Genomic DNA, 21,446 nt, shown 5'->3' on the forward strand with positions numbered 1-21,446 from the left:
GCCGCGCGCCGGGGAGTTGGGCTTCCCCGGCGAACGAGAGCGGACCCCCCGTGACTGGTGGCGTCACGTGGGGGTCCGTTCCGTTCGTCTCGCCTCCGTGGGCGCGTGGGGGTTCTCGCGCCCACGCGGCGGAGCCGCACATTGATACAGCCCCGCGCCCCTAAAAGCCTTCTACTCGACCGTTACCGACTTGGCGAGGTTGCGGGGCTTGTCGATGTCCCTGCCGAGGGCCTTGGCCGTGTAGTAGGCGAGGAGTTGGAGGGGGATGCCCATGAGGATCGGGTCGAGTTCGTCCTCGTTCTTCGGGACGACGATCGTCTGGTCGGCCTTCTCCTGGCACTCGTGGGCCACGGCGAGGATCCTGCCGCTGCGGGCCTTGATCTCCTCCAGGGCCGCGCGGTTCTTCTCCAGCAGGTCGTCGTTCGGGACGATCGCGACGGTCGGCAGGGCGGGCTCGATGAGGGCCAGCGGGCCGTGCTTGAGCTCGGAGGCCGGGTAGGCCTCGGCGTGGATGTACGAGACCTCCTTCAGCTTCAGGGAGGCCTCACGGGCGACGGGGTAGCCCCGGACGCGGCCGATGAAGAGCATCGAGCGGGCCTCGGCGAACTCCTCGGCCAGCTTCTTGATCTCCTCCTCGTGGGAGAGGATCTCGGCGATCTGGCCGGGCAGCTTGCGCAGTCCCTCGATGATGCGCTTGCCGTCGCGCACGGAGAGGTCGCGGGTGCGGCCGAGGTGCAGGGCGAGCAGCGCGAAGGCCACCGTGGTGTTGGTGAAGCACTTGGTGGACACGACGCAGACCTCGGGGCCGGCGTGCACGTAGACGCCGCCGTCGGCCTCGCGGGCGATCGCCGAGCCGACGACGTTGACGACGCCCAGCACCCGGGCGCCCTTGCGCTTGAGCTCCTGGACGGCCGCCAGCACGTCGTAGGTCTCACCGGACTGGGAGACGGCGATGTACAGGGTGTCGGGGTCGACGACCGCGTTGCGGTAGCGGAACTCGGAGGCGGGCTCGGCGTCCGCGGGGATGCGGGCCAGCTCCTCGATCATCTGGGCGCCGATCATGCCCGCGTGGTACGAGGTGCCGCAGCCGAGGATCTTCACGCGGCGGATCTGGCGCGCCTCGCGGGCGTCCAGGTTGAGGCCGCCGAGGTGCACGGTGGAGAAGCGGTCGTCGATGCGGCCGCGCAGCACGCGGTCCACGGCGTCGGCCTGCTCGTGGATCTCCTTGTGCATGTAGGTGTCGTGGCCGCCCATGTCGTAGGAGGCGGCCTCCCACTCGACGGTGGTGGGCTCCGCGGTGGTGCGGGTGCCCTCCGTGGTGTAGGTGCGGAAGTCGTCGGCCTTGAGGGTGGCCATCTCGCCGTCGTCGAGCGTGACTATCTGGCGGGTGTGGGCCACCAGCGCGGCGATGTCCGAGGCGACGAACATCTCCTTCTCGCCGATGCCGAGGACGACCGGCGAGCCGTTGCGGGCGACGACGATGCGGTCGTTGAAGTCGGCGTGCATGACGGCGATGCCGTAGGTGCCCTCGACGATGCGCAGCGCCTCGCGGACCTTGTCCTCGAGCTTGTCGGCCTGGGCGCGGGCGATGAGGTGGACGAGGACCTCGGTGTCCGTCTCGGAGAGGAACTCGACGCCGTCGGCCTCGAGCTTCTTGCGCAGGTCGGAGGCGTTGTCGATGATGCCGTTGTGGACGACGGCGACCTTGAGGTCGGCCGACATGTGCGGGTGGGCGTTCACGTCGGAGGGGGCGCCGTGGGTGGCCCAGCGGGTGTGGGCGATGCCGGTGGTGCCCTTGAAGCGCGCCGGGACCTTGGCCTCCAGGTCACGGACCCGGCCCTTGGCCTTGACCATCTTCAGGCCGGCCGTCTTCGGGGCGGTGACGACTATGCCCGCGGAGTCGTACCCGCGGTACTCCAGGCGCTGCAGGCCCTCCAGGAGCAGGGGAGCGACGTCACGCTTCCCGATGTATCCGACGATTCCGCACATATACAGGTATCCCCAAGCTTCGGTTCAGCCGTAGACGATGCGCCGCAGTTGCCTGAGCGTGAGCTCGGGCGGGGCCACCGCACGGTATTTCAGGTCCGCCTCGATCCGTTCGAAGATCTCCGTGTTCACCAGGCCCTGGGCCTGGAGCTCGCGGTGGCGGCGACGGACGTAGTTCTCGGTCGACTCGTCGAAGTAGGCGAGCACGTCCTGGATCACCCGCAGTGCCTCGCCCCGCTGGAGGGGCGTGGAACGCGTCAGGTGATCAACAAGTTCGTCGTGCACCCGTAGATCCTGAGGGACGCGAGCCGGTTTCGCAAGAAACGTGCCCGATTTCGGGCAGACCCCTGATAGGGAGACTTGGGGGAACGTTGAATGTGTTATGAGCCCCTGTTCGCGATCCGTCCATTTGGCGTCTTGCGGCCCGTCGCTCGAGGCCACGAGTTTCAGACGTCATGGACACTCCTCGCATGGGCGTACCCGAGCAGCTCGCCGACCGTATGAGCATGGCCGAGCAGCACGAGTACCTGCGCGCCAAGTTCTCCCGGCGCACGATGATCAGAGGCGGCGCCGTCACGCTCGGCGCCGTCACCGGTGGCGCGTTCGTGACCGGCGCCACGGCCCAGGCCGCTGTTCCCACGCAGCCCCTCACGCACACCGAGTCCGTCGACGGGGCCCTCGTCGCGCCCTTCGGCCGCCACCTCGCCTACGGCAACGACCCGCGCACCGAGATCACCGTCTCGTGGCAGGTCCCGGTCGCGGTGAAGAAGCCCTTCATCCGCATCGGCGCCCACCCCTGGGACCTCTCCCGCAAGATCGAGGCCGAGGTGCGCACCCTGTTCACCCCGGCGGGCGTCGGCGCGAGCGGCAACCACACCCAGTACTACGTGCACGCCAAGCTCACCTGCCTCAAGCCCGGCAAGACCTACTACTACGGTGTCGGCCACGCCGGCTTCGACCCGGCCGCGCCGCACCTGCTGGGCACCCTGGGCACCTTCACCACCGCCCCCGCCCACAAGGCGCCGTTCACGTTCACCGCCTTCGGCGACCAGGGTGTCAGCTACCACGCGCTGGCCAACGACAGCCTGATCCTCGGCCAGAACCCGTCCTTCCACCTGCACGCCGGCGACATCGCCTACGGCGACCCGGCCGGCCAGGGCAAGACCTCCGACACGGTGTTCGACTCGCGCACCTGGGACCAGTTCCTCGCCCAGACCGAGTCCGTCGCCAAGTCCGTGCCGTGGATGGTGTCGTACGGCAACCACGACATGGAGGCCTGGTACTCGCCCAACGGCTACGGCGGCGAGGAAGCCCGCTGGAGCCTGCCCGACAACGGCCCGGACGCGAAGAACCTCCCGGGCGTCTACTCCTTCGTCTACGGCAACACGGCGATCATCTCGCTGGACCCCAACGACGTCTCCTTCGAGATCCCGGCCAACCTCGGCATCTCCGGCGGCACCCAGACCAAGTGGTTCGAGGCGCAGCTGAAGAAGTTCCGCGCCGCCAAGGACATCGACTTCATCGTCGTGTTCTTCCACCACTGCGCGTACTGCACCTCCACCGCGCACGCCTCGGAGGGGGGCGTGCGCCAGGAGTGGGTGCCGCTGTTCGACAAGTACCAGGTGGACCTGGTCATCAACGGCCACAACCACCAGTACGAGCGCACCGACGTCATCAAGGGCAACACGGTCACCAAGAAGCTGCCGATCGGCGGCACGGCCTACTCCGAGACCGAGGGTGTCGTCTACGTCACGGCGGGCGCGGCGGGCCGCAGCCTGTACGCCTTCACCGCCCCGGACTCCTACGAGGGCCACGAGCACGAGGTCGACTCCGTGGCCTCCTTCGTCAACCTCAAGGACGGCAAGCAGAACGAGACCGTCACCTGGTCGCGCGTCCGCTACCTGAACTACTCGTTCCTGCGCGTGGACGTCACCCCCGCGCCGAAGGGCCACTACACGACGCTGAAGGTCCAGGGCATAGCCGAGACGGGCGACCGGATCGACCACTTCACGGTGGCCCGCAAGGCCAAGTAACCGGCCGAGTAACCGTATGAGTGCGTCCGGAAGGCGGGGCGCACACCCCACGCCGGCAGGCGGTCCTCGCTCGCGCTACATGCGCTTGAGGACCGCCTGTTTGGCCATCGTGAACTCCTCGTCCGTCAGGACGCCGTCGCGGTGCAGTTCGCCGAGCTCGCGCAGCCGGCGCAGCAGCGCGTCGTGGTCGCTGCCCGGCAGCGGGTCCGGCTCTGGCCGCTGCGCCGGTACGGCGTCCTCGGGGGCGGCGGCCGGGTGCGGCAGCCGGGCCTGCACCGCGGCCGCGACCAGCGCCATCAGCGGGTCCTTCTTGAAGCCCCACAACTGCACCGCGTTGGGGTCGTACTGCGGCGGTGTCGTCGTGACCGCACCGCGCACCCGGAACCGCAGGAAGCCGCTGTCCAGACCGCCCGCGGGATGCCACTCGACGCCCACGATGTCCTCGACGGCGAGGGTGCGGGTGCCCGCCGAGGACTTGGCCTCCTCCGTCTTCCAGTTCCACTCCAGGCGCACCTGCTCGCCGTCGAAGCTCGCCGTGCCGTCCCCGGCGGAGGCCGACAGGGGCACGGCCGGCCCCGGCAGCAGATACCGGTCCACCGGCCCGGCCGGGACCCGGTCCAGGAGCAGCGCGCTGCGCACCTCGTCCACGATGTACTCGGCGACGCCGTACCGGTCGGATTCGACGGTGAGCTGGTAGGGGTCGTGCGGCTCGGTCAGCCGTCCGCCGGTCGCGTGCAGCAGCGGGTCCGCGCCGTCGCGCAGCCGCAGCCTCAGCCGCCCGGTCTTCTTGCCCTGCTCGAACGAGATCCCCGCCAACGCGCCCAGCGGGACGACGAATTCACCCAGTTCACGGCGGAGCAGACCGACGTTCTTGTCCCGCCCCGGGGTCAGCCGCAGGGCGTCGCCGTCGAAGACCCAGGTGCCGTCCTTCTGGATGATTTCCGCCATGCGGCGATTGTCCCAAAGAACAGGGCGGACGCCCCCGAGGACCGTACTCGGGGGCGCCCGCCTGTCGTGATCAGAACCCTGAGACGGGATTCTTCAGGGTGCCGATCAGCTGGAGGGCGCCCGACGGGTCGGCGAGGTCCACCATCTGCCGGTTGTCGCGCAGCTGGAGCCGGTTGAGGCAGGACAGGGCGAACTCCGGCGCGAACAGGTCGTACTGGCGGAACCTGTCGGCCAGTTCGGGGTTGGCGTCCTGGTATGCGCGGGTGACCTCGGCGACCGTGCGCCAGAAGTCGTCCTCCTCCAGGATGCCCTCGGTGGCGAGGCCGGCCGCGAGGAAGCGGAAGAAGCAGTCGAAGACGTCCGTGAAGATCGACAGCAGCTTCGTGTCCTCGGGCACGTCGACGCGGATCCGCCGCACCTCCGGCGGCAGCACCGCGTCCGGGTCCATGACGGCGATCTCCTCGGCGATGTCCTTGTAGACCGCCCGCTGCACGACCCCGGCCTTCAGCACCAGGATCGTGTTCTCGCCGTGCGGCATGAAGGCCAGGTCGTAGGCGTAGAAGCTGTGCAGCAGCGGGGTGTAGTAGGCCTGGAGGTAGTGGCGCAGCCACTGCGCCGGCGCCAGGCCGGACCGCTCGATGAGCGCGCCGGCCACCGACCGTCCCTCGTGGTCGACGTGCACCAGTGAGGCCATCGTGGCGAGCGACTCGCCGTCCTGGAGCGTCGGCACCGGGCTCTCCCGCCACAGCGCGGCCAGCATCTTGCGGTACGGCGAGTAGCGGTCCGTCGCCGCCTCGTACTCCAGGTGCCGGTAGCCGACGGCCGCCCGCTCCCGGATGATCGACAGACCGGTCGACTTCAGCACCGGGTCGTTGTCGATGAGCTGCGCGAGCCAGTCGTTGATGGCCGGGGTCGCCTCCATGTAGGCGGCCGACAGCCCGCGCATGAAGCCCATGTTGAGGACGGACAGCGCCGTCTTCACGTAGTGCTTCTCGGGGTGCGAGGAGTTGAAGAACGTCCGGATGGACTGCTGGGCCAGGTATTCGTCGTCGCCCTCGCCCAGGCACACCAGGTTCTGGCGGGCGATCTCGGCGGCGAAGGTGACGGTGAGCTTGTTCCACCACTGCCAGGGGTGGACGGGGATGAGGAGGTAGTCGGCGGGGTCCAGCCCCCGCTCGCGCAGCCGGCCGTCGAACCGTTCGACGGTCGCCTCGCCCAGCTCCTCCCGTAGGAACGACTCGTAGTCGATCCCGACGCCGGCCGTGAACGCGGCCCGTGAGCGGTGCGCGGCCAGCCACACCAGCCGGACGGGGCTCGCCGTCTCCGGGGCGTACGACAGGTACTCGTGGATGCCGAAGCCGAGCCGCCCGTTGTTGGCGACGAAGCAGGGGTGGCCCTCGGTCATGCCGGTCTCGATGGCCTGGAAGCCGCCGCGCACCAGCTCGGCGGAGGTCACCTGGGGCTTGGTGAGCTTGTAGCAGGTGCCGGAGAGGGTGGAGGAGATCTCCTCCAGGTAGACCGGCAGGATCTCGTCGCTCAGGCCCAGCGTCCTCTTCAGCTCGACGAGGAAGTCCAGTGCGGCGACGGGGAGTTCGGCGCCGTCGCGGGTGCGGGTGATCGAGTCGGCGTCCACCTGCCAGTGGTCGAGGGCGCGGCGGACGGCGGTGAAGCGGTAGTACGTCAGCCCGTCGTCGCTGCGGACGACGTACCGGCCGCCCTTCTCCTCGGGAGTGATGAGCCGCTCGTGCGCGAACTCCGCGAGGGCCTTGCGGACGAGGAGACGGTTGGCCTTCTCCCAGCGTTCGGGGGAGAGGTGGGCGACGGCGTCGGCGAGGCTCATATGTTCGCCCCCTGCGCGGCGGCGCGGTGCCTGTCGACGAAGCGCTCCCGGGTGCAGAAACTCAGCAGGGCCTTCTTCTCCGGCTTCCGGATCTCCCGCTCGGGCACGAATCCGACGGCCTCGTTCAGGGCGTGCACGGCCTTGTTGGACACGTCCGGCTCGACGACGACGCGCCGCACCGCCGGGTCCTCGAAGAGGTGGGCCATGACGGCGGTGATGACGGCCCGGGTGAAGCCGTGCACGGGCGTGTCGGTCGGCGGGGTGAGGAAGTGCATGCCGACGTCGCCCGGCCGCGGCTCGTAGAGGCCGACCAGCTCGCGGTGGGCGGGGTCGTACATCTCCATCAGGAAGGCCGGGACGCCGTCCTCGTCGAGGCCCAGCAGCGCGTGGTGGTGCTCGTCGGCCGCGATGTCCATGTAGGCGCGCTCGACGTCCACCAGCGTCGCGTCCTGCATCATCCAGAAGGCGGCCTTGGGGTGGGTGACCCAGGTGTGCAGCAGCTCGGCGTCCTTCAGGGGGTCGAGCGGGCGGAAGGTGAAGGTCGTAGGGCTCATACGGCGAACTCCTGGAACGCGATGGTCTTCTCGACCGGGTAGTACTCGCCGCCGAGCAGCTCTTGGATGATGCAGCTGTTGCGGTAGGCGCCCATGCCGAGGTCGGGCGAGGTGATGCTGTGCGTGTGGACGCCCGCGTTCTGCAGGAACACGCCCCGGCCCGTGGTGTCGATGGCGTAGTTGCGGGCGACGTCGAAGTTGCCCCGGGAGTCGTAGCGCAGTCTGTCCTTGACCGGCGCCAGGAACTCCGGCTCGGCGTACCGGTAGCCGGTGGCCAGGACCAGGCCCTGGGACTCGATCTCGAAGTCCTTCTCCTGCTCCTCCTGACGGAAGGACAGGGTGTACGACCCGTCGGCGTAAGTGGCGTTGGTGAGCGCGGAGTTGGTGAGCAGCCGGGTGGGGACGGGACCGCCGAGGTTCTTCTGGTAGAGCAGGTCGAAGATCTCGTTGACGAGGTCGCCGTCGATGCCCTTGAACAGGCCCTTCTGCTCGGCCGTGAGGCGGTAGCGGGTGCGCTCCGGCAGGGCGCGGAAGTAGTCGATGTACTCCGGGGACGTCATCTCCAGCGTGAGCTTGGTGTACTCCAGCGGGAAGAAGCGCGGGGAGCGGGTGACCCAGTTCAGCCGGTAGCCGTGGACGTCGATCTCGCCGAGCAGGTCGCGGTAGATCTCGGCGGCGGACTGGCCGGAGCCCACCAGCGTGATCGACTCCTTCTTCTGCAGCTCCGCCCGGTGCCGCACATAGCGGGAGTTGTGGATGAAGTCGCCGCCCAGGCCGGCGCAGGCCGGCGGGACGTAAGGGGAGGTGCCGGTGCCGAGGACCAGGTGACGGGCGCGGTATACGTCGCCGGCCGTGGTCCGTACGGCGTACAGCGCGTCGCTCTCGTCGTACGTCACCTCCGCGACCGTCGTCGAGAAGCGCACGCTGCTGAGCTTGCCGGCCGCCCAGCGGCAGTAGTCGTCGTACTCGACGCGCAGCGGGTAGAAGTTCTCGCGGATGTAGAACGAGTACAGCCGCCCTTTCTCCTTCAGGTAGTTGAGGAAGGAGTACGGCGAGGTCGGGTCGGCGAGGGTGACCAGGTCCGACATGAACGGCGTCTGGAGGTGGGCGCCGTCGAGGAACATGCCGGCGTGCCACTCGAAGTCCGGCTTGGACTCCAGGAAGATGCCGTCGAGTTCGTCGATGGGCTCGGTGAGACAGGCGAGGCCGAGGTTGAAGGGGCCGAGCCCGATCCCCACGAAGTCATGGACGCGGCTGGCTTTAGGAAGCGCAGTCAAGGGACTCTCCCAGGTACTGCTCGGCGTGGCCGGCGATCAGGTCGAGGACGGCGGCGATGTCGTCGGTCGTCGTCTCGGGGTTGAGCAGGGTGAACTTCAGGTAGTGGCGGGCGCCGACCTTGGTGCCCGCGACCACCGCGTCGCCGGAGGCGAACAGGGCCTTGCGCGCGTAGAGGTTGGCGCGGTCGATCTCGGACGGGTCGGTGACGGCGGCCGGGATGTGGCGGAAGACCAGGGTGGAGAGCGAGGGCTGCACGACGACGTCGAAGCGGGGGTCGGCGGCCAGCAGTTTCCAGCCCTCGACGGCCAGGTCGCAGACCTCGTCGAAGAGCTGCCCGATGCCGTCGGCGCCCATCGTGCGCAGCGTCATCCACAGCTTGAGCGCGTCAAAACGGCGGGTCGTCTGCAGGGACTTGTCGACCTGGTTGGGGATGCGTTCCTGCACCATGCGGCGCGGGTTGAGGTACTCCGCGTGGTAGGTCGCGTGCCGCAGGGTCGACGCGTCGCGCACCAGGACGGCGGACGAACTCACCGGCTGGAAGAAGGACTTGTGGTAGTCGACGGTGACGGAGTCGGCGCGCTCGATGCCGTCGATGCGGTCCCGGTACCTGAGGGAGGCGAGCAGCCCGCAGCCGTAGGCGGCGTCGACGTGCATCCAGGTGCCGTACTGGGTGCACAGTTCGGCGATCTCGGGCAGCGGGTCGATGGACCCGAAGTCGGTGGTGCCGGCGGTGGCGACGACGGCCATGGGGACGAGGCCGGCCTTCTTGCAGCGCTCCAGCTCGTGGGCGAGCGCGACGGTCTGCATGCGCTTGTCGTGGTCGACGGGGATGGAGACCACCGAGTCCTGGCTCAGTCCGAGGAGTTTCGCGGACTTCTTCACGCTGAAGTGGCTGACCTCGGAGGCGAAGATGCGCAGTTTGGCGGGGGAGTCGGTCTTGGCCTCCTCCCGCGCGAGCAGCAGGGCCTGGAGGTTGGACTGCGTGCCGCCGGAGGTGAACACCCCGTCGGCGGCCGGGCCGAGGCCGATGCGCGCGGTCGTCCAGTCGATCAGTTTCCGCTCGATGAGGGTGCCGCCGGCCGACTGGTCCCAGGTGTCGAGGGAGGAGTTGACGGCGGACAGGACCGCCTCGCCCAGCACGGCGGGGATGACGACCGGGCAGTTGAGGTGGGCGAGGTAGCGGGGGTGGTGGAAGTAGATCGCGTCGCGGAGGTAGACCTCCTCCAGCTCGTCCAGGACGGCCGCGGTGTCGTGCAGCGGCCGGTCCAGGTCGATCCCGTCGATGCGGGGCGCGAGGGCGTCGACCGTGACGCCGGTGAACGGACGGTCGGTGGCGGCGAGTTTGGCGGCCACCCGCTCGACTCCTTCGGTCACGGAGCGGCGGTACTGCTCCGCGGTCGTGTCATTGAGCAGGTGCGAGCGCATGAGGGGCCCTCCGAGGGTCGCTAAACTTAGGTAAGCCTAACCTAACTAACATCGGGGAAGCTCTGTCCCTGTGGTGACCGTGATCACGTCGCTCACTCGCTCTCGCGGAGCTGTTCCTCCGTCAGGCCCTGGCGCCAGTACCCGACGAAGGTGACCCGCCGCCGGTCGACCCCGCGCTCCCGCACGAAGTGCCGGCGCAGCGCCTTCACCGACCCCGACTCGCCCGCGATCCAGACGTACGGGTGCGCGGCGGGCGGGAGCTGTGCTCCCCGGAGGGCGTCGATGGAACTCTCCCCGACCGTCCAGGTGATCTCGGCGTCCGCCGCGGTCGCCAACTCCTGTACGTCACCGGCGTCATGCACCTGCAGCCAGACCCGCGCCCGCTGCCCGGCCGACAGCGACTCCAGGATCGAGGCGATCGCCGGCAGCGCGCTCTCGTCGCCCCACAGCACGACCAGATCGGTGTCCTGCGGCGGCCGGAACCGGATCGCCCGGTTGTCGGTGATCGCGGGGCCCAGCAGGACCACCCGGTCCCCGGCGGCGGCCCGGGCGGCCCACGCGCAGGCGGGGCCGGCCGGTGTGTGCAGCACGAAGTCGATGTCGATCTCGTCGGGTTCGCGCCGCAGAGCCCGGAGCGTGTACGACCGCATCACCGCCCGTACGTCGTCCGGCAGCTCGCGCCACCCCTGCCACCAGCCGTCCCCGAGCTCGAAGGGAACGGCGGGCTCCGACTGCCCCGGCTGCGGCAGGAAGAGGGAGAGCGACTGATCACGCCCGTCGGAGAAGAAGTGCTCAAGGTCTTCGCCGGCGAAGCTGACCCGGACGAGAGAGGACGAGATCTGCCGGGTTCGCACGACGTGAAGGGAGAAGAACCGGAATGGGGCGGCGACGGCGGTGGTCATGGGGGACTCCTGAGACTTCGTCAGGTTGTAAGTGGGGGTGGGGCGGCTAACTCAGGGGCGCGGGGCTGTGTCGATATGCGGCTCCGCCGCGTGGGCCCGACCGGCCACAACCGGCCCGCAGCTCACCCACGACCTCAAGCCGCCCTGATCAGGCGACCTTCTTCGCCTTCTCGAGAGCCTCGGCGAGGTTCTCCAGAAGCGGCACACACTTGTCGTACGAAAGGATCGGTTCCGGCGACCGGGCGATGACCTGCCCCGCCTTCACCGCGGGCAGCTTCTTCCACGTGGCCTCCGTGATCGCCGAAGGCTGAATCGTCGTGGACCGGTCGTCCATCATGATGATGTCCGCCGGGTACTTGTCGACGTTCTCCCAGCTCAGCGACTCGTACCAGCCGCCCCCCTGCTTCTTCGCGCTCTCCGGCGGCTCGACGAAGTTCACGCCGAGCGCCTTGAAGTACTCCAGGTCGATGGAGAGGTTGGTGCCGGAGACGTAGAACAGCTCGGCGCTCGCGGAACCGGCCATCACCTTGATGTCGGGCTTGGCCTTCGCGGCGGCGCGCAGCCGGGCGGCCGCGTCCTCGAACCTCTTCTTCGCGGCGGTGACGGCGGCCGCCGTCATGTCGGCGCCGAGGGACTCGGCCAGCTCCCACATGCGCTGCAGCGGGGCGGTCAACTGACGGTCGTAGACGGAGATGCCGACGCTCGGGGCGAGCTTCGCGATCTTGTCCTTGGAGGCCTCGGGGACGTACCAGAGGGTGCCGACGTCGTCGAACATCGTGGAGATGAGGACGTCGGGCGCGAGGGCCGCGTACTTCTCGACGTTGAACTCGTCCCAGACGTTGCCGAGGATCTCGACCTTGGTGATGTCCATGTCGCCGGCCTGGACGTCGGCCTTGCCGGTGGTCGTCCTGGTCGGGCCGAACACGCCCTTGACCTGGATGCCGTAGTCGTGGAGGGCGGCGCCGACACCGGTGAACGCGACGATGTTCGCGGGGGACTTGTCGAGCTTCACCGTGGTGCCGCGGTCGTCCTTGAACGTCCAGGGGCCGGACTTGCCCGACGTGCTCGCCGACGACCGGGAGCCGCTGCTGCTCGCGTCGTCGTCCCCGCAGGCGGCGAGGACGGCGCCGAGCCCGAGGGCGCCGCCGGCGGCGAGGATGCCACGGCGGGTGGGACGAGCGGCACTGGTGTTGGGCATGGCTCTGGCTACTTTCGAACGGGGCGGATCACCCGAGGACGGTTCGAATGTAGGTTAGCCTAACCTCAGTTTCTGTCCAGGAGGCGTCAAGAGGGCAGCAAAAGGGCGGCCTCAGGGGGAGCCGTTTTGCCGCCCTGAGACCGCCCTGAGTCCGCCCAGTCGGACCGATCAGCCCGCCAGGCCCAACTCCCTCGCGATCAGCATCCGTTGCACCTCGCTCGTGCCCTCCCCGATCTCCAGGATCTTGGAGTCGCGCCACATCCGGGCCACCGGGTACTCGTTCATGAAGCCGTACCCGCCGTGGACCTGCGTGGCGTCGCGGGCGTTGTCGACGGCGATCGTCGAGGAGTAGAGCTTGGCGAGCGCCGCCTCCTTCTTGAAGGGCTCGCCGGACACCAGACGGGAGGCCGCGTCGCGCCAGGAGAGGCGGGCGGTGTGGGCCTTCATCTCCATGTCGGCGATCTTGAACTGGATGGCCTGGTTGGCGCCGATCGGCCGGCCGAACGCGTGCCGTTCCTTCGCGTACTTCACCGACTCGTCCACACAGCCCTGCGCGAGCCCGGTGGCGAGGGCCGCGATGGCGATCCGGCCCTCGTCGAGGATCCGCAGGAACTGCGCGTACCCGCGGCCCTCTTCGCCCAGCAGGTTCGCCGCCGGGACCCGCACGTCGGAGAAGGACAGCTCACGGGTGTCCGAGGCGTTCCAGCCGACCTTCGAGTAGGGCGCGGCGACCGTGAACCCCGGAGTGCCGGACGGCACGATGATCGCCGAGATCAGCGGCCTGCCGTCCGGCTTGCGGCCCGTCACGGCCGTGACCGTGACCAACCCCGTGATGTCCGTGCCCGAGTTGGTGATGAAGCACTTGGTGCCGTTGATCACCCACTCGTCGGTCTCCGGGTCGATCCGCGCGGTCGTCCGGGTCGCGCCCGCGTCTGAGCCGCCGTCCGGCTCCGTCAGCCCGAAGGCGCCCAGGATCTCGCCGGAGCACAACCGCGGCAGCCACTGACGCTTCTGCTCCTCGGTGCCGAACAGATGGATCGGCATCGCGCCCAGCGAGACGCCCGCCTCCAGGGTGATCGCCACGGACGAGTCGACGCGCGCCAACTCCTCCAGCGCGATGCCGAGGGCGAGATAGTCGCCGCCCATGCCGCCGTACTCCTCCGGGAACGGCAGCCCGAACAGGCCCATGCGGCCCATCTCGCGGACGATCTCGTACGGGAACTCATGCCGCTCGTAGAAGTCGCCGATCTTGGGCGCGACGACGTCGTGCGCGAACTCCTCGACGGTGCGCCGGAGTTCTTCCAGCTCGGGGGAGAGACGGTGGTCCATGTCGGGTCACTGCTCCTTGTGGGGCTGTGGTGTCCTGCCGAGGGCGCGGACGGTGCGGGACGGGCTGGGTCGGCCCAGTTGGTCGGCCATCCACTCGCTGGTGGCGACGAGACGGCCGAGGTCGACCCCGGTGTCGATACCGAGGCCCTGAAGCATCCACACGAGGTCTTCGGTGGCGAGGTTGCCGGTGGCGGACTTGGCGAACGGGCAGCCGCCGAGACCGCCCGCCGAGGCGTCGACGACGGTGACGCCGTGCTGGAGCGCGGCAAGGGTGTTGGCGAGCGCCTGGCCGTAGGTGTCATGGAAGTGCACACCGATCACGTTCGTCGGCACGCGCTGCTCGTTGAGCGACGACAGCAGCTCCAGGACATGGCCCGGGGTGGCGACGCCGATCGTGTCGCCCAGGCTCAGCTCGTCGCAGCCCATGTCCCGCAGCGCCGTGCAGACCCGCACGACCTGGTGCAGCGGGACCGATCCCTCCCAGGGGTCGCCGAAGCACATCGACACATAGCCGCGGACGTGCGCGCCCTCGTCCTTCGCCCGCCGCACCACCGGCTCGAACACGGCGAGCGACTCGTCCACCGTGCGGTTGAGGTTGGCCTTCGCGAAGGACTCCGTGGCACTGGCGAACACGGCGACGCGCCGCGCGCCCAGCGCCAGCGCCCGGTCCAGCCCGCGTGCGTTCGGCACGAGGACCGGCAGTGCCACCGGCAGGCCGGAGACGAGCGGGAACAGCTCCTCGGCGTCGGCGAGCTGCGGCACCCACTTGGGGTGGACGAAGCTCGTCGCCTCGATCGTCGTCAGGCCCGCGTCGGCCAGCCGGCGCACGAACTCCGCCTTCACTGCCGTCGGCACGGTCGACTTCTCGTTCTGCAGCCCGTCGCGCGCGCCGACCTCGTGGATCCTGATCCGCGCGGGCAGGTCCGGGGCTGGTACGACCATGGGGAGTGTCACTGGTCCTCCTCTGCCGATGCCTCTGCCGATGCCTCTGCCGATGCCCCTGTTCCTGCCGAGGTCTCCGCGGGGGTGTCTGCGGGGGTCTCTGCGGGGGTCTCCGCAGGGGCGATGACGGCGAGCACCTGGTCCATGGCGACCGTCGTCCCCGGGCTGACGTCCAGCTCGGCGACCGTGCCGGCGTGCGGGGCGGAGATGACGTGTTCCATCTTCATCGCCTCGACGACCAGCAGGCTCTGGCCCGCGGTCACCTCGTCGCCGACGGCGACCTTGACGACCGTCACCGTGCCGGGCATCGGCGCGGTCAGCGAGTCGGCGCCCGCGTGCGCGGCGCCGGACAGCGACGCGGCGACCGGATCATGGTCACGCACCTGCCAGGCGTCGCCGTCCCGGCCCAGCCAGGAGCCGTCCGGCAGCGCGACGAAGGTGTGACGGACGTCGTCGAGCCGGAAGCCGAACCGGTGTCCGGCCGCGCCCCGCGGGGGCACGCCCCCGGACCCCCGCAGGGGCCGGTCCGCGCCGGGCAGGAGCAGCTCCGTCGCGTCGCCCGGCGTGCTGCGCACGCGCACGGTCACCGGCTCGTGGCCGGCCGCCTGGAGGTGGTGCGGTGTCCAGGCCCGCTCACCGCCCAGGCGCCAGCCGTCGGCGGCGGCGAACGGGTCCGCCCAGCCGGAGCCGGAGCTGGAGCCGGAGCCGGAGCCGGAGTGAGCGCCGGCGGCGGACGGGGCGTTGGAGCCGGAGTGGGCGTCGGTGTCGGGGGCGAGCGCGCCATGGCGCAGCAGCGCCGCCGCCGCGTACACCTCCTGCGGCACCGTGTCCGAGATCAGCCCGGCCACCTCGCGCTCGACCAGCCCGGTGTCCAACTCGCCCGCCACCACCGCCGGATGGGCGAGCAGCCGGCGCAGGAAGCCCGCGTTGGTCTGCACGCCCAGCGTGACCGTCTCCGCGAGGGCGGCGCGGAGCTTGCGGAGCGCGGTGGCGCGGTCGGGGCCGTACGCGATCACCTTGCTCAGCATCGGGTCGTACAGGCTGCCGACCTCGGTGCCCTCGCTGAGCCCGGAGTCGGTGCGCACGCCGTCGCCCTGCGGTTCGTGCAGCTTGAGCACCGTCCCGCCGGAGGGCAGGAACCCGCGCGCGGGGTCCTCGGCGCAGATCCGCGCCTCGACGGCGTGCCCGGTCAGCCGGATGTCCTGCTGTCCGAAGGACAGCGGCTCGCCGGCCGCGACCCGCAGCTGCCACTCCACCAGGTCGAGCCCGGTGACCAGCTCGGTGACCGGATGCTCCACCTGGAGCCGGGTGTTCATCTCCATGAAGAAGTACGACGACGGGTCCTCGCCGGGGACGATGAACTCCACCGTGCCCGCGCCCCGGTACCCGCAGGACCGCGCCGCCTGCACGGCCGCCTCGCCCATCGACGCGCGCGTGGCCTCGTCGAGGAGCACGCTCGGCGCCTCCTCGATGATCTTCTGGTGCCGGCGCTGGAGGGAGCACTCGCGCTCGCCCAGGTGCACCACGTTGCCGTGCCCGTCCGCCAGGACCTGGATCTCGATGTGCCGGGGCCGGTCCACCCACCGCTCGACGAGCAGCGTGTCGTCGCCGAAGGAGGCGCGGGCCTCGCGGCGGGCGGCGGCGATCTCGTCGGCCAGCAGTGCGGCGTCCCGCACCAGCCGCATGCCCTTGCCGCCGCCGCCCGCGCTCGGCTTCAGCAGCACCGGGACGCCGATCTCATGGGCGGCGGCGACGAGCTGGTCGTCCGTCAGCCCGCTGCCGCTCGACCCCGGGACGACCGGCACCCCGGCCGCCCGCACGGTCTCCTTCGCCCGGATCTTGTCGCCCATGAGGGAGATGGCGTCGGCGGGCGGCCCGATGAAGACGAGCCCCGCGTCGGCGCACGCGCGCGCGAAGCCCGCGTTCTCGGCCAGGAAGCCGTACCCGGGATGGACGGCCTGCGCGCCCGTCCGCGCGGCGGCCGCCAGCAGCCGCTCCACGGACAGATAGCTCTCGGCCGCCGCGGCCGGACCGATCCGTACCGCCGTGTCGGCCTCCCGGACGTGCCGGGCGTCCGCGTCGGCGTCCGAGAAGACGGCCACCGAGCGCACGCCCATCGACCGCAGCGTCCGGATGACGCGGACGGCGATCTCGCCCCGGTTGGCCACAAGCACCGTGTCGAACATTGTCGTCATGCCCCTCACATCCGGAAGACGCCGAACTGGGGGTCGCCCAGGGGCGCGTTGGCGCAGGCGGTCAGTGCCAGCCCCAGCACCTGCCGGGTCTCCACGGGGTCGATGACCCCGTCGTCCCACAGGCGGGCCGTCGCGTAATAAGCGTTCCCCTGGCGGTCGTACTGCGCACGGATCGGATCCTTGAAGGCCTCCTCGTCCGCGGTGGGCCAGGACTCGCCGCGCGCCTCCAACTGGTCCCGCTTGACGGTCGCGAGCACCGACGCGGCCTGCTCGCCGCCCATGACGGAGATCTTGGCGCCCGGCCACATCCACAGGAAGCGCGGCGAGTAGGCCCGGCCGCACATGGAGTAGTTCCCGGCGCCGTACGACCCGCCGATCACGACCGTCAGCTTCGGCACGCGTGTGCACGCCACGGCCGTCACCATCTTGGCGCCGTGCTTGGCGATGCCCCCGGCCTCGTAGTCCCGGCCGACCATGAAGCCGGAGATGTTCTGCAGGAACACCAGCGGGATCCCGCGCTGGTCGCACAGCTCGATGAAGTGGGCGCCCTTCTGGGCGGACTCGGAGAACAGGATGCCGTTGTTGGCGACGATGCCCACCGGGTGGCCGTGGATCCGGGCGAAGCCGGTGACCAGGGTCTGCCCGAACTCGGCCTTGAACTCCGCGAACCGGGAGCCGTCGACCACGCGCGCGATGACCTCCCGTACGTCATACGGGGTGCGGGAGTCGACCGGCACGGCGCCGTACAGCCCGAAGGGGTCCACCTTGGGCTCGACGGACGGCCGCACCTCCCAGGGGAGGGGACCGCGCGCGGGGAGCGTGGAGACGATGTTCCGCACGATCCGCAGCGCGTGCGCGTCGTCCTCCGCGAGATGGTCGGTCACGCCCGACACACGCGCGTGCACCTCGCCGCCGCCCAGTTCCTCCGCGGTGACGACCTCACCGGTGGCGGCCTTCACCAGCGGGGGCCCGCCCAGGAAGATCGTCCCCTGGTTGCGCACGATGACGGCCTCGTCGCTCATGGCCGGGACGTACGCCCCGCCGGCCGTGCACGACCCGAGGACGGCCGCGATCTGGGGGATGCCCGCCCCCGACATCCGGGCCTGGTTGTAGAAGATCCGCCCGAAGTGCTCCCGGTCCGGGAACACCTCGTCCTGCATCGGCAGGAAGGCGCCGCCGGAGTCGACCAGGTACAGACAGGGCAGGCGGTTCTCCAGAGCCACCTCCTGCGCGCGCAGGTGCTTCTTCACCGTCATCGGGTAGTAGGTGCCGCCCTTGACGGTGGCGTCGTTGGCGACGATCACGCACACGCGCCCGGCGACCCGCCCGATCCCGGCGATGACCCCCGCGGCCGCAGCCTGTCCGTCGTACATCCCGTCGGCGGCCAGCGGCGCGAGCTCCAGGAACGGCGAGCCCGGGTCCAGCAGGGCGTCGACCCGGTCCCGGGGCAACAGCTTGCCGCGCGCGGTATGGCGGGCCCGCGCCTTCTCGCCGCCGCCCAGCCGGGCCGCGGCGAGCTTGCCGCGCAGCTCCTCGACGAGGACGCGATGCGCCTCCTCGTTGGCCTGCCAGGCCTCCGACGCGGGATCCGCCGCGCTCGTCAGCTCCGGTGCCTGCTCCATCCTGCGGTTCCCCTCACCCGTGACTGACTGCTCGTCCTCGGCTGTTAATGAGCGTTAACCATTTCCTTCAGGTTAACGACCGCTAACCTCCCTGTCTAGAATTGCTTTCATGGCCACGAGAACCGACGCCCCCACCCGCCGCGAGCAGATCCTCAAGGAGGCCGCGCGGCTGTTCGCCGAGCGCGGCTTCCACGGCGTCGGGGTGGACGAGATAGGGGCCGCGGTCGGTATCAGCGGTCCGGGGCTGTACCGGCACTTCCCGGGCAAGGACGCGATGCTCGCGGAGCTGCTGGTCGGCATCAGCGGCCGACTGCTGACAGGTGCGAAACGGCGCCTCCAGGAGGCCGACGGCGTGCCCTTCGAGGCGGTCCTCGACTCGCTCATCGAGGGGCACATCGACTTCGCCCTCGACGACCGCCCTCTGATCACCCTGCACGACCGCGAGCTGGACCGCCTCCGGGACAGCGACCGCAAGCTGGTGCGCCAGCTCCAGCGGCAGTACGTCGAACTGTGGGTGGAGGTCGTCCGCGAGGTCTACCCTGCGTTGACGGAGCCGACGGCCCGTTCGGCGGTGCACTCCGTCTTCGGCCTGCTGAACTCGACCCCGCACCTCGGCCGGCCGGGTGCCCTGCCGGGCCGCGGGGTGACCGCGGAGCTGCTGCACCGGATGGCCAGGGGGGCGTTCGCGGCGGCCGGGGCGTGACGAGCGTTACCCCGGGCGCACCCTGGACGGCCTCTGTACTCGCCGGTACGGTTGTCTGAGCAAGCGCTTAGACATGCATGCGCTTGGACAGGGCGAAGTTCGCGATGCAGGTACGTGGAGGTGGCGGAGAGTGCGCCGTACGGTGTTCAACGAGGACCACGAGGCGTTCCGGGAGACCCTCCGGGCCTTCATCGAGGCCGAGGTCGTCCCTGTCTACGACGAGTGGCTCGCCGCCGGCCAGGCGCCGCGCGACTTCTACTACAAGCTCGCCGAGCTGGGCGTCTTCGGCATCCGCGTCGACGAGGAGTACGGCGGCGCCGGCATCGACTCCTACAAGTTCGAGGCCGTCCTGTACGAGGAGACGGCCCGCGCGGGCATCACGTTCGGCGGCTCCGGCGTGCACGTCCTGCTCGGTCTGCCGTACATCAAGCTGCTCGCCACCGACGAGCAGAAGAAGCGCTACCTGCCGAAGTTCGTCTCCGGCGAGGAGATGTGGGCGATCGCGATGACCGAGCCGGGCACCGGCTCCGACCTCGCGGGCATGAAGACCACCGCCAAGCTCAGCGAGGACGGCACGCACTACGTCCTCAACGGCTCCAAGACCTTCATCACCGGCGGCGTCCACGCCGACCAGATGATCGTCTGCGCCCGCACCGCCCCGGCCGGCGCCGACGACCGCCGCCACGGCATATCCCTCCTCGTGGTGGACACCAAGTCCGAGGGCTACTCGATCGGCCGCAAGCTCGACAAGCTCGGCCTGAAGACCTCCGACACCGCCGAGCTGGCGTTCGTCGACGTCAAGGTGCCCGTCGAGAACCTCCTCGGCGAGGAGAACAAGGGCTTCTACTACCTCGGCCACAACCTCGCCTCCGAGCGCTGGGGCATCGCCTACGGCGCGTACGCGCAGGCCAAGGCCGCCGTCCGGTTCGCCAAGCAGTACGTGCAGGAGCGCACCGTCTTCGGCAAGCCGGTCGCGCACTTCCAGAACACCAAGTTCGAGCTGGCCGCCTGCCAGGCCGAGGTGGACGCGGCCGAGGCCGTCGCCGACCGCGCCACGGAGGCCCTCGACGCGGGCGAGCTGACCCCGGCCGAGGCCGCCAGCGCCAAACTGTTCTGCACCGAGGTCGCGCACCGCGTCATCGACCGCTGCCTCCAACTGCACGGCGGCTACGGCTTCATGAACGAGTACCCGATCGCCCGCCTGTACGCGGACAACCGCGTCAACCGGATCTACGGCGGCACCAGCGAGATCATGAAGTCGATCATCGCCAAGGACATGGGCCTGTAAGGCCCGCGAAACCCCAGGAAACGACTGGCGGGTACAACTGTCTCCCATGAGCCAGGCACTTCAGGATCTCCTCGATCTGCTCGACCTCGAGCAGATCGAGGAGAACATCTTCCGCGGCCGGTCCCGGTCCGCCGTCGTCCCACGCGTCTTCGGCGGGCAGGTCGCGGCCCAGGCACTGGTCGCCGCCGGACGCACGGTCCCCGAGGACCGTCTCGCCCACTCCCTGCACGCGTACTTCCTGCGCACGGGCGACCCGGGCGCGCCCATCGTCTACACGGTCGACCGGATGAACGACGGCCGTTCCTTCACCGCGCGCCGCGTCATCGCCGTCCAGCACGGACAGCCGATCTTCGCGCTGTCCGCGTCCTTCCAGCGGTACGAGGAGGGCTTCGAGCACCAGGCGCCCATGCCCGCCGCCCCGGACCCGGCCACGCTCCCCACCTCGGAGGAGCGACTGCGCGGCTACGACCACCTCGCCCCCGAGATCGTCGAGAGGTTTCTGGAGGCCCGCGAGGCGGTCGATCTGCGCTACGTCGACGAGCCGCCGTACGGCCGGTACGGCGAGCCGCGCGAGCCGCACTCCCAGGTGTGGTTCCGCGCCAACGGCAAGCTGGCCGACGACCCGCTCCTGCACGTCGTCCTCGCCACCTACGTCTCCGACATGACGCTCCTGGACTCGATCCTCCTCGCGCACGGCCGCGGCGGCTGGGCCGTCGGCGACGTCGTGGGCGCGTCCCTGGACCACGCGATGTGGTTCCACCGCCCGTTCCGCGCCGACGAATGGCTCCTCTACGACCAGGAGTCACCGTCCGCGCACGGCGGCCGGGGCCTCGGCCAGGCCCGCATCTACACCCAGGACGGCCGCCTCGCGGTATCGGTGGTCCAGGAGGGCGTGGTCCGCGTTCCCCGCGAACGCTGACGGACAAGCTGACGGACAACGGGAGCGGGCCGCCGCCCGACATGACGCACGGCGGATGCGGGATTAGGCTCTTGGAGTGAAAGCCGCAGCGCACGGCACGCCCGGCCGACGAGGCTTCCGGACACCGGACCTCAGCCGCAGTGCCGGTCCGCGAGAACCACGGGCGGACCGACTGCAGGCGTCGGCGGTGAAGCAGCCGTGCAGGTCATGACCCAGCGGTGACCCAGGTCGACGCCGCATCCCTTTTCTCGGCGGCGGCGGCCATTCGCCTCGCGAGCTCCTTC

Annotated in this window: 17 protein-coding genes; 4 read left to right on the top strand and 13 right to left on the bottom strand. The window is 70.0% G+C overall.

The features are described 5' to 3' along the window. Positions 1-171: 171 nt before the first annotated feature. Both glmS and B5557_RS28085 read right to left on the bottom strand, forming a co-directional pair. The gene (gene glmS, locus B5557_RS28080) at positions 172-1,989 is read right to left on the bottom strand and encodes a glutamine--fructose-6-phosphate transaminase (isomerizing) (protein ID WP_079662065.1); all 1,818 of its coding nucleotides are present in this window, start codon (positions 1,987-1,989) and stop codon (positions 172-174) included. A 24-nt stretch (positions 1,990-2,013) separates the two neighbouring features. Beyond that, positions 2,014-2,271 carry a hypothetical protein gene (locus B5557_RS28085; RefSeq protein WP_079662066.1) on the bottom strand — a complete coding sequence of 86 codons (258 nt, stop codon included), beginning with the start codon at positions 2,269-2,271 and terminating at the stop codon, positions 2,014-2,016. Positions 2,272-2,456: 185 nt separating this feature from the next. Here B5557_RS28085 and B5557_RS28090 point away from each other — a divergent pair, with 185 nt between their 5' ends. After that, the gene (locus tag B5557_RS28090; RefSeq protein WP_173877742.1) at positions 2,457-4,019 is read left to right on the top strand and encodes a purple acid phosphatase family protein; all 1,563 of its coding nucleotides are present in this window, start codon (positions 2,457-2,459) and stop codon (positions 4,017-4,019) included. Between the two features lie 75 nt (positions 4,020-4,094). Here B5557_RS28090 and B5557_RS28095 read toward each other — a convergent pair whose 3' ends face one another. The 11 genes from B5557_RS28095 to B5557_RS28145 all read right to left on the bottom strand — a co-directional run bounded on the left by B5557_RS28095 (position 4,095) and on the right by B5557_RS28145 (position 18,252). Further along, positions 4,095-4,967 (bottom strand): DUF4429 domain-containing protein, encoded by an 873-nt coding sequence (locus B5557_RS28095; protein WP_079662068.1) that lies wholly within the window; start codon positions 4,965-4,967, stop codon positions 4,095-4,097. Between the two features lie 70 nt (positions 4,968-5,037). Beyond that, complete coding sequence (locus B5557_RS28100) at positions 5,038-6,807, bottom strand: IucA/IucC family protein (protein WP_079662069.1); 1,770 nt, start codon at positions 6,805-6,807, stop codon at positions 5,038-5,040. Beyond that, entirely contained in the window at positions 6,804-7,361 is a 558-nt protein-coding gene (locus B5557_RS28105; RefSeq protein ID WP_079662070.1) for a GNAT family N-acetyltransferase, read from the bottom strand. The genes B5557_RS28100 and B5557_RS28105 overlap by 4 nt, the downstream gene beginning before the upstream one ends. Further along, positions 7,358-8,638: a lysine N(6)-hydroxylase/L-ornithine N(5)-oxygenase family protein gene (locus tag B5557_RS28110; RefSeq protein WP_079662071.1), complete on the bottom strand. Its 1,281-nt coding sequence runs from the start codon at positions 8,636-8,638 to the stop codon at positions 7,358-7,360. The genes B5557_RS28105 and B5557_RS28110 overlap by 4 nt, the downstream gene beginning before the upstream one ends. Continuing rightward, positions 8,622-10,064, bottom strand: a complete 1,443-nt coding sequence (gene desA / locus B5557_RS28115; RefSeq protein ID WP_079662072.1) for a lysine decarboxylase DesA — start codon at positions 10,062-10,064, stop codon at positions 8,622-8,624. The genes B5557_RS28110 and desA overlap by 17 nt, the downstream gene beginning before the upstream one ends. Positions 10,065-10,156: 92 nt before the next feature. Next, positions 10,157-10,966, bottom strand: a complete 810-nt coding sequence (locus B5557_RS28120; RefSeq protein ID WP_079662073.1) for a siderophore-interacting protein — start codon at positions 10,964-10,966, stop codon at positions 10,157-10,159. A gap of 148 nt (positions 10,967-11,114) precedes the next feature. Beyond that, a complete protein-coding gene (locus B5557_RS28125) occupies positions 11,115-12,164 on the bottom strand; it encodes an ABC transporter substrate-binding protein (protein WP_079662074.1) in 1,050 nt (349 codons plus the stop codon). Between the two features lie 168 nt (positions 12,165-12,332). Next, positions 12,333-13,493, bottom strand: coding sequence for an acyl-CoA dehydrogenase family protein (locus tag B5557_RS28130; RefSeq protein ID WP_079662075.1), 1,161 nt, complete (start codon positions 13,491-13,493; stop codon positions 12,333-12,335). A 6-nt stretch (positions 13,494-13,499) separates the two neighbouring features. Next, entirely contained in the window at positions 13,500-14,435 is a 936-nt protein-coding gene (locus tag B5557_RS28135) for a hydroxymethylglutaryl-CoA lyase (protein WP_079662076.1), read from the bottom strand. 8 nt (positions 14,436-14,443) lie between these two features. Next, positions 14,444-16,621 carry an acetyl/propionyl/methylcrotonyl-CoA carboxylase subunit alpha gene (locus B5557_RS28140; RefSeq protein ID WP_079662077.1) on the bottom strand — a complete coding sequence of 726 codons (2,178 nt, stop codon included), beginning with the start codon at positions 16,619-16,621 and terminating at the stop codon, positions 14,444-14,446. A gap of 14 nt (positions 16,622-16,635) precedes the next feature. Further along, entirely contained in the window at positions 16,636-18,252 is a 1,617-nt protein-coding gene (locus B5557_RS28145) for a carboxyl transferase domain-containing protein (protein WP_079662078.1), read from the bottom strand. Between the two features lie 109 nt (positions 18,253-18,361). Here B5557_RS28145 and B5557_RS28150 point away from each other — a divergent pair, with 109 nt between their 5' ends. From B5557_RS28150 to B5557_RS28160, 3 genes are all read left to right on the top strand, one after another. Then, complete coding sequence (locus B5557_RS28150; protein WP_079662079.1) at positions 18,362-18,955, top strand: SACE_7040 family transcriptional regulator; 594 nt, start codon at positions 18,362-18,364, stop codon at positions 18,953-18,955. 130 nt (positions 18,956-19,085) lie between these two features. Then, positions 19,086-20,243 carry an acyl-CoA dehydrogenase family protein gene (locus B5557_RS28155; protein ID WP_079662080.1) on the top strand — a complete coding sequence of 386 codons (1,158 nt, stop codon included), beginning with the start codon at positions 19,086-19,088 and terminating at the stop codon, positions 20,241-20,243. A 46-nt stretch (positions 20,244-20,289) separates the two neighbouring features. Continuing rightward, positions 20,290-21,162: an acyl-CoA thioesterase gene (locus B5557_RS28160; RefSeq protein WP_079662081.1), complete on the top strand. Its 873-nt coding sequence runs from the start codon at positions 20,290-20,292 to the stop codon at positions 21,160-21,162. Positions 21,163-21,446 lie beyond the last annotated feature (284 nt).

It is taken from the genome of Streptomyces sp. 3214.6 (assembly GCF_900129855.1).
Taxonomy (GTDB): domain Bacteria; phylum Actinomycetota; class Actinomycetes; order Streptomycetales; family Streptomycetaceae; genus Streptomyces; species Streptomyces soliscabiei.